Origin of the sequence: Blautia sp. SF-50 (assembly GCF_900101315.1) — a bacterium.
Lineage (GTDB): Bacteria > Bacillota > Clostridia > Lachnospirales > Lachnospiraceae > Blautia_A > Blautia_A fusiformis.
This window is the reverse complement of sequence record NZ_FMUW01000053.1, coordinates 1-12,493: the sequence shown is the minus strand read 5'-3', so window position 1 is coordinate 12,493 and position 12,493 is coordinate 1. Positions and strand designations below refer to the sequence as shown.

Sequence of the window (12,493 nt, the reverse complement as noted above, 5' to 3'; positions counted from 1 at the left end):
CCAGTAAAAAGCATAAAGCTGAATAAAACATCAGCTACACTTAAAAAGGGAAAATCTCTTACTTTAAAAGCAACAATTTCTCCAAGCAGTGCTAACAATAAAGCAGTAACTTGGACAAGCAGCAATAAAAAAGTAGCCACAGTTTCTTCAAAAGGTGTTGTGAAAGCAGTTGGAAACGGAACTGCTACAATTACTGTAAAAGCAAAAGACGGAAGTGGAAAAAAGGCAACATGTAAAATTACAGTAGGAACATCGCCAAATACTACACCAACTTATAAAACAGTTGAAATAACGCTTGCTAACTGGAAAAATTATATTGAGAAAATCGAAGTTCCGTATTATGCAGCGAATGCCTTTGGAGAATTTGACCGGTTGGAAATGCATTACTATTATGTGGTTAAGCCAGAATACATGCCTTATTTAGACATGAAAAAGTCTTCTGTAATTATGGAAGTTGATATAACTGATAATTGCTATTATGCAACAGTAGATTTTTCAAACAAAAAATATACATTGTCAGAACCTGTGTTTGCAGAAAATTTTAATACTAGCAGAATTTGTACCTTTGAAGATACTTCCGTAATTTGGAGCGGAAATGATATAAAGGGGTATCCTAAAAACATATGTAATATGAAAAATAAAATTTTCTTTGGTTCTGAATATCATAGTGTTTATTCAACTATTGAACAGAAAAAAACATTTTTACCATTTTACCCTATTAACGAAAATATGAAGAGAATTACGGGAACACTTTATTTTAAACAATAGCACTTTTTTAGGGCGAGGAAGTATAGCTTTCTCGCTCTTTGATATTATAATAGTTGTGTATGTCCTTCAATGGCTTCTTCAATCCGCTGTGGCTCAATTCCAATATAACGCTGTGTAATGGCAGCAGAACTATGTTGGAGCAGTCGTTGGACTAAAGTAATATCATAGCCATTATTTTTGTAAATTTCCGTTGCATACCACTTTCTGAAAGAGTGTGTGCCGATTCCCTCAAATCCAAGATAATCGCAGACAAGGGCAAGCTGCTTACTGATTGCACGTTCAGTCAGATTAAAAATCCTTTCAGTTTTTTCAATTCCATTTTTCAAACAATAATTTTCAATATATTGCTGAATAACAAGGGGAACTGTAAAAACTCGTTTCTTTTTTGTTTTCTGTTCTGTTATCTCTAATCTGTATCTGTCGCCATCCCTCACAATATCTGAGAGCCGCAGGCTCAGAATATCAGATATTCTAAGCCCCAGATTTCCCTCTAAGACAAGAGCAGTTGCGATTCTCTCATTAGGACGGCAGCCGCAGAATCCTTCTCTCATAGTCTGAATGATTTCCTTGTATTGTTCTGTAGTAAGAGCGATTGTCCTCTTATTCATTTTTTATTGTTTCCTTTCCTCTTTTCCAATTCTTCAACACAACTATTGCACTTTTTTGAATTTGCACATTTAAGCTATTTGGTGGTGTAGAAGAGAGAAGAGTTTGCACACTATATAGAAAAGCAGCAAAAAAGAGAGGACAGATTTCTCTATCCTCTCTTTGTAAAAATTCTTATTTTATGCGGATTTCTTATTTGCCGAAGTATCTTTTAAGCAGACCAGCGAATGCTTTTCCGTGTCTTGCCTCGTCCTTAGCCATCTCATGTACTGTGTCATGGATTGCGTCAAGGTCAGCTGCTTTCGCACGTTTTGCAAGGTCGAATTTACCTGCTGTAGCGCCGTTTTCAGCCTCTACACGCATCTGAAGGTTCTTCTCTGTGCTGTCTGTTACAACCTCACCAAGGAGCTCTGCGAATTTAGCTGCATGCTCTGCTTCCTCGTAAGCTGCTTTCTCATAGTACATACCAACTTCCGGATATCCTTCTCTGTGAGCAACTCTAGCCATTGCAAGATACATACCAACCTCAGAGCACTCACCCTCGAAGTTCGCTCTCAGGTCTGCAAGGATGTCCTCGCTAACGCCTTTAGCTACACCTACAACATGCTCAGCTGCCCATGAGAGCTCGCCTTCCTGTTTCTGGAATTTAGAAGCTGGTGCTTTACATACTGGACAGGCTTCCGGTGCCTGCTCGCCTTCATAAACATATCCACATACTGTACATACCCATTTAGCCATAGTAATGATCTCCTTTTCTTTTTTGAAATATATTGTTTGTTTTTGTTTCTTCTAAATTAATAATAGTAATTATTACTATTTTATGATACCATGTGATCTTTGTTTTGTCAAGCTTGTTTTTCTTCTTTTTTCAGGCATTCCTTGCAGATCCCATAGAAGCTTGCATCTACGTCAAAGACTTTTCCGTGGATAAATTCTGCAGCTGCCTGTTCAAGAATTCCGTTAAGGCTGTCTGACTGCATATCGATCACCCGGTTGCATCTGGTACACATGAAATGTGAGTGTGGTGCGACCCTTCCATCGTAGCGATCCGCGCTTCCGAAATTGGTCAGCTTCCGGATCTCACCGATGTCACTGAGAAGAGAAAGATTACGGTAGACAGTTCCGAGACTGATGTTCGGGTAGATCTGTCGAAGATTCTCGTATACTGTATCTGCCGTTGGATGATCTGTTCTGGATCTCAGAAATTCCTTGATGGACTCTCGCTGACGGCTGTATTTAAGTGCTGCCATAATGTTTCCTCCTATCAGTAATAGTAATTATTACTGATATTATAATACATGACAGAGGGAGGTTTGTCAAGAGGTTTAGATATGATTATCCTGAAATATTTTCATTTTATGAGTTGGATGTAAATGAGTATTTTTACGCTGCAGGTGTAGGAGATATTTGCAACCCTGCAGAGGACTTACTTGATTCGGTTAAATGGTGAGAACTGGCAGTCGGATGTCTGACAGAGTGTTTGTTATAAGGAATATTGTGCCCTTAATGATAGGATTTTATCAGTAAAAATTCTCGGTGAAAATTTATAAAAATAAGTTGACATAGACTAACTTTGGTAGTATATTTACAATAGTTAGAGAAATCTAACTAATATATAAAGGAGAATGCAAATGACTTGTGAAAAATTTGAATCTGTCATGGGTTATCATTGTTCCCCTGTATTAATGGGAATGAAACCGGCGAATCTTGTTTCCTTTTCCAAGGAAAAAATGCCGGAGCTGCCGGAGATCATTTCGGATTATGAGGAGAGTCTTGAACGGGAAGGTATCCGTATGGAGATCATCTGTGGATGCAGGAAGCATTATCTTCTTCTGGTGTACCGGCCGGATATGCTGCAGGAATATCTTAAGCAGGATGAAGCCAGGAAACTTTTGCTCCAGGATGGGTATAATATAGATAGTTCTTTGGATGAGATGATCGCCCGTTTGAAGGAGAGATTTTTTCATAAGACGGAGTTTCCTCATGAGATCGGACTTTTCCTGGGTTATCCCATTGAAGATGTGAAGGGCTTCCGGAAGTTCGGAGGCAGTGGCTGCAAGATGTGTGGTTACTGGAAGGTTTATGATGATGTGGAGCAGGCTCGCAGGATTTTTGACAGCTACGATAAGTGCCGGGAGTTTACTGCGGCGCAGATCCGTGCGGGGTATTCGATTTTGCAGGTTGTTGGTATGAAGCATCTCTGTACATCTCAGATGTGCGTATAATATAAAGTTTAAAAACAGGAGGTTTTTAAGATGAGCAAGGTAGGAATTATTTACTGGTCTTCCACAGGCAACACAGAGGCAATGGCACAGGCTGTTGAGGAAGGTGCAAAAGCAGCTGGTGCGGATGTTGAGATCATGGAAGTTGCAGATGCAGATGTAGATAAAGCTCTCTCTTATGATGTTTTGGCACTTGGTTGTCCGGCAATGGGAGATGAGGAGCTTGAGGATGGTGAGTTCGAGCCATTCTTCTCTGATCTGGAAGGCAAACTTTCCGGTAAGAAAGTTGCGCTTTTCGGTTCCTATGACTGGGGCGACGGAGAGTGGATGAGAACATGGTGCGGCAGAGCAAAAGACGCAGGCGCAGAGCTTGTTGATGATGAAGGACTCATTGTAAACAACACACCTGATGATGAAGGACTTGCAGCTTGCCGTGAACTTGGCGGAAAACTTGCATAAGATCTATTAGATTTCAAATAAATAAAAACTGAGCAGAGCATTGGATTTTCAAACACAAACACCATCCGGACAGAAGGGATAGATATCTTTTTTGTCCGTGTGGTGTTTTATTTTGAGCGAAAATATCTGCTTATTACTTTGAGAAAATATAGAAGAAATGAATATTAAGACAAAAAATCCTTGTTGATTTTAATATTTACGTGTCCTAAAATAGATAAAAATGAAATAAAGCAGGAAAGTGAGGGATGCCGGATGACGCGGGAGGAAGCGGAACAGTATTTATATTATGCGATGACAATTGGTGAACAGCTTCTTTGCTGCGGAGCAGAGGTTGGACGTGTGGAAGATACCATACGGCGGATCTGCCTGGCATATGGAGCCACCCGGGCAGATGTTTTTTCTATCACATCCAGTATTGTGACGACTATTTATGGAGAGGATTTCGGTATTTGCACCCAGACGCGGCGTGTGCCGGGAATGTCCAATGATCTGGGACGGCTGGATGACCTGAACCAGCTTTCCAGATACATCTGTGAGTATCGGCCGAAGCCGGAGGAGATCCAGAAGGGGCTGGAAAAGATCCGGGATAAACAAGGATATTCTTTTAAAACGCAGATTTTGATCTATGCTGTAATTTCAGGTTCTTTTTCTGTGTTTTTCGGAGGAGATGTCAACGATATGATCGCTTCTGCGCTGATTGGTATCGCCCTGAAGCTGTTTGAGGCTTTTGTAAAAAAAGGTGCATTAAACTCGCTGCTGACAGTGCTTCTTTGCTGCGGAGCCGGCGGAGTACTTTCCAATCTTACAGTTCTGATCGGGCTTGGACATCATGCGGATCTGATCAGTATCGGAAATATCATGCTTCTGATACCGGGAATTGCATTTACCAATTCATTGCGTGATATGTTTTCAGGAGATACCATTACAGGTTTGATCCGATGTATGGAGGCACTTTTGCTGGCACTGGTCGTGGGCCTTGGTTTTACGGTGGCGAATCTGTTGTTTTAACCGAATCAGGGAAGTTCTCTTGAAGGTTACGAAAAGCAATAAGCAGTGAATGAGGAGTTTACATACTGTATCAATTGCGGAGTAGCGAAATGCAGCAGATAATGGGAGCATTTGATAGTAGTTATGATTTATTCAGGAGGAAAATATGCGGGAAATCATACAGCTGGTCGTATCCTTCACAGGATCCCTCGGCTTTGCGGCATTATTTAATATCCATGGAAAAAAACTCTGGTTTGCGGCATTGGGTGGATGTCTGTCCTGGGCTGTATATCTGGCAGTAGAGTTCATAACGCCAAGTCCGTATGCGTGCGGTTTCTGGTCAACAGTAGCTATTACTTTGTATGCAGAATGTATGGCAAGAATTCATAAAACGCCGGTAACTGTATTTCTGGTTTCCGCGACAATTCCGCTGATTCCGGGAGCAGCACTTTACCGGACAATGAACTGGATGTTGATGAAGGACTGGGCGAAATTCCAGAAAGACGGAATCTATACGATCCTTTTTGCGGTGAGCATGGCAGCAGGAATGACGCTGACAACCATTGCGTTCCGGATGGCGTGGCGGTGGATGTACAGGCAGAGGAGAATGTAATACAGTATCGAAATTCCCCGTTTACAAACCATCGGAAATGTGTTACGATTTTCCCATATGGAAAACTCATGGAAGAAGAGAGTACATGTGTACACCGTACTACAGGGAAATCCCCGGAGGACTTTTTAGATGCAGGCTGTGACGCAGTTGATGTCATAGATCTGCGGCAGAGTGAATGGTAAAGGTTCACTTTATGCAGGAGTTCCGAGACTGAGAGGGATGTGCAGGCACAGATGGAAGATGGCTTCGGAGAGGCATTGCTGAACCGGTTTAAACGCGATAAGCGAAGTGTGAATGTCCGATTTAACGGACACCGGCAGGCAGTGACAGGACCGCCTGTTATAGCGGAAGGGTATAGAGCTTGCTGTACCTGATGAGGTTTTTGCCGCGAGGCAGGAACGAAAAGAAGTGGTAACACGGGTAATAACTCGTCTTCTCATATCATTATGGTATGAGAAGGCGTTTTTTTTATTTTTATATTCATGGAGGAAAGAAAAGATGGAAAAGCAGAGATATTATATCAGCACTGCCATTGCGTACACATCCGGTAAACCGCATATCGGAAATACCTATGAGGTCGTTCTTGCGGATGCGATCGCACGTTTTAAAAGACAGCAGGGTTATGACGTATATTTTCAGACAGGTACTGATGAGCATGGCCAGAAGATCGAGCTGAAGGCTGAGGAAGCTGGTGTTACACCAAAGGAATTCGTAGATAACGTTTCCGGTGAGATCAAACGCATCTGGGATCTGATGAACACATCCTATGATAAATTCATCCGTACAACAGATAAAGACCATGAAGAGCAGGTCAAAAAAATCTTCAAAAAAATGTATGCAAAGGGAGATATCTACAAGGGTCATTATGAAGGAATGTACTGTACACCATGTGAGTCCTTCTTCACAGAGTCCCAGCTTGTAGACGGCAAATGTCCGGATTGCGGACGTCCATGCGTACCTGCCAAGGAAGAGGCATATTTCTTCAAAATGAGTAAATATGCAGATAAGCTTATTGACTACATCAACACACATCCGGATTTCATCCAGCCGGAGTCCCGTAAAAACGAGATGATGAACAACTTCCTTCTTCCGGGACTTCAGGATCTCTGTGTATCCAGAACATCCTTTAAATGGGGAATCCCGGTAGATTTCGATCCGAAGCACGTTGTATATGTATGGCTGGATGCCCTGACAAACTATATCACAGGTATCGGCTATGACTGCGACGGAAACAGCAGCGATAAATTCAACAAATACTGGCCGGCAGATCTTCACCTGATCGGAAAAGATATCATCCGTTTCCATACCATTTACTGGCCGATCTTCCTGATGTCTCTGGATCTTCCGCTTCCGAAACAGGTATTCGGACATCCATGGCTGCTTCAGGGCGATGGAAAAATGAGTAAATCCAAAGGAAATGTAATCTATGCAGATGAGCTGGTTGAGTTCTTCGGTGTAGATGCTGTCCGTTATTTTGTACTCCACGAAATGCCATTTGAGAATGACGGTGTGATCACATGGGAGCTGATGGTTGAGAGACTGAATTCCGACCTTGCAAACACACTTGGAAATCTTGTAAACCGTACAATTTCCATGTCCAACAAATATTTTAACGGAGTCGTTGAGAATAAGAATGTTATTGAGCCGGTTGATGAGGATCTTAAGAGCTTCATCCTTCAGGTTCCGAAGAACGTTTCCGCAAAAATGGACAAGCTTCGTGTGGCAGATGCTATCACAGAGGTATTCTCTCTGTTTAAACGCTGCAACAAATATATCGACGAGACAATGCCATGGGCACTTGCAAAGGATGAGACAAAGCAGGATCGTCTTGCAACCGTTCTCTACAACCTGGTTGAGGGAATCTGCATCGGCGCATCTCTTCTGAAATCCTTTATGCCGCGTACAACAGAGCGTATTCTTGTACAGCTCAACGCAAACGAGAGAACTCTTGAGGAGATGGAGCAGTTTGGTCTTTATCCTTCAGGAAACCGCGTAACTGACAAACCGGAGATCCTTTTTGCGAGACTTGACCTGAAAGAGGTTCTTGAGAAGGTTGAGAAGCTTCATCCGAAGAAAGAAGAGCCGAAAGAAGAGCCGAAGGAAGAGGTAGAAGAGGAGAAAACAGAGAATGTGATCGATATCGAGGCAAAGCCGGAGATCACTTTCGATGATTTTGAGAAGCTGCAGTTCCAGGTTGGTGAGATCATCGCCTGTGAGGAGGTTAAGAAATCCAGAAAACTTCTCTGCTCTCAGGTTAAGATCGGAAGTCAGGTTCGTCAGATCGTATCCGGAATCAAGGCTCATTATTCCGCAGAGGAAATGGTGGGCAAAAAGGTTATGGTCGTTACAAACCTGAAGCCTGCTAAGCTTGCCGGAATCCTCAGCGAGGGTATGATCCTCTGTGCAGAGGATGCAGACGGAAATCTTTCCCTGATGGTACCGGAGAAAGAGATGCCTGCAGGCGCTGAGATCTGCTAAGTATAGACAGATATGGAATTGAATCATTTTGATAAAAACGGCAATGCTGTTATGGTGGATGTGTCCGACAAACCGGTCACTCACCGTACGGCAACAGCCACGGGTTCCATTCAGGTAAGCCCGGAGATCATGGCCGCGGTAAAAAGCGGAAATGTGAAAAAGGGTGATGTACTTGGTGTGGCCCGTGTGGCAGGTATCATGGGTGTGAAGCGTACTTCTGAGCTGATCCCCATGTGTCATCCACTTCCCATCCAGAAGTGTTCTGTGGATTTTGAGACGGATGAGGATGCGGGAGTGATCCGTGTATTCTGCACGGTAAAAACAGAGGGAAAAACAGGCGTGGAGATGGAGGCGCTGACAGGTGTTCAGGTGACGCTTCTTACCATTTATGACATGTGCAAGGCAATTGACAAGCACATGGTCATGTCTGATATCCATCTGGAAGAAAAAACAGGAGGCAAAAGCGGAGATTTTCGTTTTGAGGAAAAATAATGATAGACAGGTGCGGAAGAAATATTGATTATCTCAGGATTTCCGTAACTGACAGATGTAATTTGCGGTGTATTTATTGTATGCCGGAGGAGGGAGTGCAGCATGTGGAGCGCTCCCTCATTTTGCAGGAAGAGGAAATTTTGAGGATCTGCCGGGTGATGGCAGAGCTGGGTATCCGGAAGATCAAGCTGACCGGCGGGGAACCGCTTGTACGGCCGCGGATGCCTCAGCTGGTGGAAAAACTGAAAAATATGCCGGGGATCGAGAAGGTGACTCTGACTACAAATGGTGTGCTTCTGAAAGATCAGATGAGTGATTTTGCCCGGGCGAGGCTGGACGGATTGAATATCAGCCTGGATACGCTGGATGAGGCCTGCAGCAGGAGGATCACGCGGCGGGATGAACTGGGGCGGACGCTGGAAGGGATTTCGGAGGCAATGAAGTATCCGGAGATTTCACTGAAGATCAATTGTGTGCCTCTTGGGATCCAGGAGCAGGATCTTTGCCGGGTGGCGCTTTTGGCCAGGGATCACAGGGTGCATGTGCGGTTTATTGAGATGCTGCCCATTGGGATGGGAAAAGAATTTCATGGGGTGTCGGAGGAGGAACTGCTTCGGATCCTTGGGGAAAAGCTTCCGCGGTTTTCGCCGTATGTTGGGGAGCCCCTTGGGAATGGACCGTGTCATTATTATGATGTGGATGGTTTTTCCGGAAAGATCGGGTTTATCAGCGCGGTGAGCCATAAGTTCTGTGGGGAGTGTAACCGGATCCGGCTGACTTCTCAGGGCTTTTTGAAGACCTGTTTGCAGTATGCTGCGGGAAGGGATCTTCGGGAGGTGATCCGCAGTGGTGGTTCGGATGAGGTGCTGAAGGCTGTGATCCTGGAGGCTCTGGCGGAGAAACCGGACGGGCATGCTTTTGACGTAGGTCTGGAGAAACAGAAGGATGATAAGACGGAGAAGCTTTGTATGGCTCAGATCGGAGGTTGAGTGATGAAGAGAGTTGCTGTGATCACTTCTAGTGATAAGGGGTACAGAGGAGAGCGTGAGGATCTTAGTGGTCCTGCTGTGAAGGAGATTATGGAGGCGGCCGGGTATGAGGTTGTTTCTGTGGATGTTTTGCCGGATGACCGTGGGATGCTTGGAAGCCGGATGGCTGAGATCGCAGATTTGGGGCTTGCGGAGCTGATCCTGACTACGGGTGGTACCGGGTTTTCTCAGAGGGATGTGACACCGGAGGCTACGGAGGATGTGATCGAGCGGCGTGTGCCGGGGATTCCGGAGGCGATGCGGGCGTTTAGTCTGACGATCACGAAGCGGGCGATGCTGAGCCGGGCTACGGCCGGGATCCGGAAGGGGACGTTGATCGTTAACCTGCCGGGGAGTCCTAAGGCTGTCAGGGAGTGCCTGGAGGTTATTATTGAGGCGTTGGGGCATGGGATTGAGATTTTGACCGGCGATGCTGGAGAATGCGGACGGTAGTGTGTGGTGTATACTTAGACTAACAAACGGACGCCCAACGGAGGCAGGGCTGGCTGTTGGATGTGGTAGGTTTTATGATTAAAATTCATCTCCAGCGATTCATAATTCCTGAGGCTTGAGAGTTACATGTGGTAGGTTTTGGAAATCAATATTGCTGGTGTGATATAGGAATAAATTTGGTAATGATGTGTGATTAATAGGAGTTTGCTATGGGAAAAGTACTTGCGGTTTGTATCAGTGAGAAGAAAGGAACACAGAAGAAGAATGTCGGGTCTGCGGTTTTTGTGGAGGACTGGGGGCTTGAGGGGGATGCTCATGCTGGGAAGTGGCATCGGCAGGTGAGTCTTCTTTCCGGTGAAAAGATCGATGCATTTCGTGCAAAGGGCGCAGAGGTTGAGGATGGTGCTTTTGGTGAGAATCTGGTTGTGGAAGGGATTGATTTCGCAAAGCTTCCGATTGGCACCAGATTTCGCTGTGGTGAGGTTGTGCTGGAGCTGACTCAGATCGGAAAGGAGTGCCACAATGGCTGTGCCATTTTTCAGAAGATGGGTGAATGTATCATGCCCCGAGAAGGTGTGTTTACAAGAGTGCTGAAAGGTGGAAAAGTTTCCGTCGGTGACGAGATGACTGTGGATAAAGCTATGATTTTTGATACCCATGCACATTACGATGATGAGGCTTTTGATGAGGATCGTTTTGCCATGCTGGATAGCATGCAGGAGAACGGGATCGGGCATATTGTGGATGTGTGTGCTTCTGTGGGACATTTTGACCGGGTTTATGATCTGGTTGAGAAGTATCCTTTTGTTTATGGCGCAGTGGGTGTTCATCCGGATGATGCGGATAAGGTGGATGCAGCTGTGCTGGATGAGATCCGCAGATATTGCGACATGAAAAAAACGGTAGCCGTAGGTGAGATCGGCCTGGATTATTACTGGCATAAGGAGAAGGAGGAGCATCTTCTCCAGCAGAAGGTATTCCGCCAGCAGATGGACATCGCCCGTGAGAAAAAGCTTCCGTTTATGATCCACAGCCGTGATGCAGCAGAGGATACGCTGAATATTGTGAAAGAATATATGCAGGATGGGATGTATGGTGGAGTTATCCATTGCTTTTCTTATAGCAAAGAAATTGCAAGAGAGTATCTGAATATGGGACTTTATCTTGGAATCGGCGGAGTGGTTACTTTTAAGAATTCCCGGAAGTTGAAAGAGGTGGCAGAGTATGCGCCGCTGAATCAGATCCTGCTTGAAACCGATTGCCCCTACATGGCACCTGTGCCGAACCGTGGAAAAAGAAACAGCTCCCTGTATCTGCCGGAGGTTGTGAAGACCATTGCGGAGATTAAGGGAATCAGCTGCGAGGAGGTTGTGGCTGTGACGGAGAGTAATGCGTTGAAGATGTTGGGGTTGATCAAATAAATCGCAGAGATGTTATGTGGTTAAATACGAGTAGTGAATGTCCGTTTGATTTTGAAAATATGAAATAAAGAATATTGAAATATCATTCATTATAATATACAGGAAGTTCTGGATGTGAAGAGAAGATTCAAACAATTTTATCTTATGATTGTCGACCTGCGATATGGAAAAAATTCAGAAAGGTTGACAAAGTATTTATTTATAAGGAAAATTGAAGCATTATGTTTGAATAGAGCTGAAAATTTATGTATAAATAATTGCAAATGACGAGCTCGACAGAAAGTGATAAAATAGACCTTATATTATAGATGCAGAGTGCGGGTATTAATAGAAACATTGTGTAATGTAAAGATGGATACAGAAGGATGGCAGAGAGGCTTAATGACTGTATTAATGAAAGGTCTAATCTGGTGCTGGAATAGCTTAGTATAGCAAGTTTCATGGGATATTTAAAAGGAAAAAGTACGTTAATGATTTATGACAGACATCCAGAATTATAGAGTAAATGGGATAAAGCGTTCTGGGCAAGAGGATATTATGTAGAAACCATTGGTAATATTACCGATGAAGCAGTACAAAAATACATCAAAAAGCAGGCAGTAACATAGCCTTTTGAAGGGCTAATAATAAGGGGCTGTCGCATTAGCAAATATTTTTGCTGGGCGGCAGCCCCGTTTTATGCCAAAATGGCATCGAAATTGATTACCATTTTGATGCCATTCTTTACAAGCGCAGTTCGTCCCTAAGCATCCCTTTCAGCATGCCTTATTTCAAACTGTTTTATTTTCAATTATCAAAATCTATGCCTTTTTTAATGCAAAAAGGTGACTTCCCGTCCTTCCTGTCTGAATCTTACAATGAAGTTTATTGATATTTCGCCCCATCGCTAAAAGGATACTTTCTGCCAAGGCATTTACCTTTCCACGGTACAGATATCTCCGAAAGTTCATGTCTTCTTTCACATCA

Annotated in this window: 14 protein-coding genes and 2 pseudogenes; 12 read left to right on the top strand and 4 right to left on the bottom strand. The window is 44.0% G+C overall.

Translation table 11 applies throughout. The annotated features are described in order from the left end of the window. Positions 1 to 768: Ig-like domain-containing protein (locus BLP57_RS16970; protein ID WP_139148868.1), on the top strand; the 768-nt coding region annotated here is incomplete at its 5' end. 44 nt (positions 769 to 812) lie between these two features. On the opposite strand, the gene BLP57_RS16965 is transcribed toward BLP57_RS16970, so the two are convergent. From BLP57_RS16965 to BLP57_RS16955, 3 genes are all read right to left on the bottom strand, one after another. Further along, positions 813 to 1,376: a tyrosine-type recombinase/integrase gene (locus BLP57_RS16965; protein ID WP_092073409.1), complete on the bottom strand. Its 564-nt coding sequence runs from the start codon at positions 1,374 to 1,376 to the stop codon at positions 813 to 815. 190 nt (positions 1,377 to 1,566) lie between these two features. Further along, positions 1,567 to 2,112, bottom strand: coding sequence for an NADH peroxidase (locus BLP57_RS16960; RefSeq protein ID WP_015526390.1), 546 nt, complete (start codon positions 2,110 to 2,112; stop codon positions 1,567 to 1,569). Positions 2,113 to 2,219: 107 nt separating this feature from the next. Next, positions 2,220 to 2,624 carry a Fur family transcriptional regulator gene (locus BLP57_RS16955; RefSeq protein WP_015526389.1) on the bottom strand — a complete coding sequence of 135 codons (405 nt, stop codon included), beginning with the start codon at positions 2,622 to 2,624 and terminating at the stop codon, positions 2,220 to 2,222. Positions 2,625 to 3,005: 381 nt separating this feature from the next. Here BLP57_RS16955 and BLP57_RS16950 point away from each other — a divergent pair, with 381 nt between their 5' ends. The 11 genes and pseudogenes from BLP57_RS16950 to tnpA form a co-directional block, all read left to right on the top strand. Continuing rightward, positions 3,006 to 3,599 carry a DUF3793 family protein gene (locus tag BLP57_RS16950; protein ID WP_022426572.1) on the top strand — a complete coding sequence of 198 codons (594 nt, stop codon included), beginning with the start codon at positions 3,006 to 3,008 and terminating at the stop codon, positions 3,597 to 3,599. A 30-nt stretch (positions 3,600 to 3,629) separates the two neighbouring features. Continuing rightward, complete coding sequence (locus BLP57_RS16945) at positions 3,630 to 4,055, top strand: flavodoxin (RefSeq protein ID WP_021653092.1); 426 nt, start codon at positions 3,630 to 3,632, stop codon at positions 4,053 to 4,055. 252 nt (positions 4,056 to 4,307) lie between these two features. Next, on the top strand, positions 4,308 to 5,063 hold the full coding sequence (locus BLP57_RS16940) for a threonine/serine exporter family protein (protein WP_021653091.1): 756 nt from the start codon (positions 4,308 to 4,310) through the stop codon (positions 5,061 to 5,063). A gap of 145 nt (positions 5,064 to 5,208) precedes the next feature. Further along, positions 5,209 to 5,655, top strand: coding sequence for a threonine/serine exporter family protein (locus tag BLP57_RS16935; RefSeq protein ID WP_092073405.1), 447 nt, complete (start codon positions 5,209 to 5,211; stop codon positions 5,653 to 5,655). Further along, positions 5,622 to 5,837, top strand: coding sequence for a hypothetical protein (locus BLP57_RS16930; protein ID WP_207646720.1), 216 nt, complete (start codon positions 5,622 to 5,624; stop codon positions 5,835 to 5,837). Before BLP57_RS16935 ends, BLP57_RS16930 begins: the two co-directional genes overlap by 34 nt. A 316-nt stretch (positions 5,838 to 6,153) precedes the next feature. Then, a complete protein-coding gene (gene metG, locus BLP57_RS16925) occupies positions 6,154 to 8,133 on the top strand; it encodes a methionine--tRNA ligase (protein ID WP_015526383.1) in 1,980 nt (659 codons plus the stop codon). Positions 8,134 to 8,145: 12 nt separating this feature from the next. Then, positions 8,146 to 8,625 (top strand): cyclic pyranopterin monophosphate synthase MoaC, encoded by a 480-nt coding sequence (gene moaC, locus BLP57_RS16920; RefSeq protein ID WP_059086610.1) that lies wholly within the window; start codon positions 8,146 to 8,148, stop codon positions 8,623 to 8,625. Beyond that, positions 8,625 to 9,614, top strand: coding sequence for a GTP 3',8-cyclase MoaA (gene moaA / locus BLP57_RS16915; RefSeq protein WP_092073399.1), 990 nt, complete (start codon positions 8,625 to 8,627; stop codon positions 9,612 to 9,614). The genes moaC and moaA overlap by 1 nt, the downstream gene beginning before the upstream one ends. Before the next feature lie 3 nt (positions 9,615 to 9,617). Beyond that, positions 9,618 to 10,106 carry a MogA/MoaB family molybdenum cofactor biosynthesis protein gene (locus BLP57_RS16910; RefSeq protein WP_015526380.1) on the top strand — a complete coding sequence of 163 codons (489 nt, stop codon included), beginning with the start codon at positions 9,618 to 9,620 and terminating at the stop codon, positions 10,104 to 10,106. Between the two features lie 209 nt (positions 10,107 to 10,315). Continuing rightward, positions 10,316 to 11,527 (top strand): TatD family hydrolase, encoded by a 1,212-nt coding sequence (locus BLP57_RS18920; RefSeq protein WP_092073396.1) that lies wholly within the window; start codon positions 10,316 to 10,318, stop codon positions 11,525 to 11,527. A gap of 422 nt (positions 11,528 to 11,949) precedes the next feature. After that, positions 11,950 to 12,135 (top strand): annotated as a pseudogene (gene tnpA, locus BLP57_RS18915) (IS200/IS605 family transposase); the annotation flags it as partial. 192 nt (positions 12,136 to 12,327) lie between these two features. Here tnpA and BLP57_RS18795 read toward each other — a convergent pair. Continuing rightward, a pseudogene (locus BLP57_RS18795) lies at positions 12,328 to 12,493 on the bottom strand (IS5/IS1182 family transposase); the annotation flags it as partial.

Excerpts from the sequence above, each read along its gene's own strand:
- BLP57_RS16965 (WP_092073409.1), bottom strand. The coding sequence starts at position 1,376 with ATGAATAAGAGGACAATCGCTCTTACTACAGAACAATACAAGGAAATC.
- BLP57_RS16960 (WP_015526390.1), bottom strand. The coding sequence starts at position 2,112 with ATGGCTAAATGGGTATGTACAGTATGTGGATATGTTTATGAAGGCGAG.
- BLP57_RS16955 (WP_015526389.1), bottom strand. The coding sequence starts at position 2,624 with ATGGCAGCACTTAAATACAGCCGTCAGCGAGAGTCCATCAAGGAATTT.
- BLP57_RS16950 (WP_022426572.1), top strand. The coding sequence starts at position 3,006 with ATGACTTGTGAAAAATTTGAATCTGTCATGGGTTATCATTGTTCCCCT.
- BLP57_RS16945 (WP_021653092.1), top strand. The coding sequence starts at position 3,630 with ATGAGCAAGGTAGGAATTATTTACTGGTCTTCCACAGGCAACACAGAG.
- BLP57_RS16940 (WP_021653091.1), top strand. The coding sequence starts at position 4,308 with ATGACGCGGGAGGAAGCGGAACAGTATTTATATTATGCGATGACAATT.
- BLP57_RS16935 (WP_092073405.1), top strand. The coding sequence starts at position 5,209 with ATGCGGGAAATCATACAGCTGGTCGTATCCTTCACAGGATCCCTCGGC.
- metG (WP_015526383.1), top strand. The coding sequence starts at position 6,154 with ATGGAAAAGCAGAGATATTATATCAGCACTGCCATTGCGTACACATCC.
- moaC (WP_059086610.1), top strand. The coding sequence starts at position 8,146 with ATGGAATTGAATCATTTTGATAAAAACGGCAATGCTGTTATGGTGGAT.
- moaA (WP_092073399.1), top strand. The coding sequence starts at position 8,625 with ATGATAGACAGGTGCGGAAGAAATATTGATTATCTCAGGATTTCCGTA.
- BLP57_RS16910 (WP_015526380.1), top strand. The coding sequence starts at position 9,618 with ATGAAGAGAGTTGCTGTGATCACTTCTAGTGATAAGGGGTACAGAGGA.
- BLP57_RS18920 (WP_092073396.1), top strand. The coding sequence starts at position 10,316 with ATGGGAAAAGTACTTGCGGTTTGTATCAGTGAGAAGAAAGGAACACAG.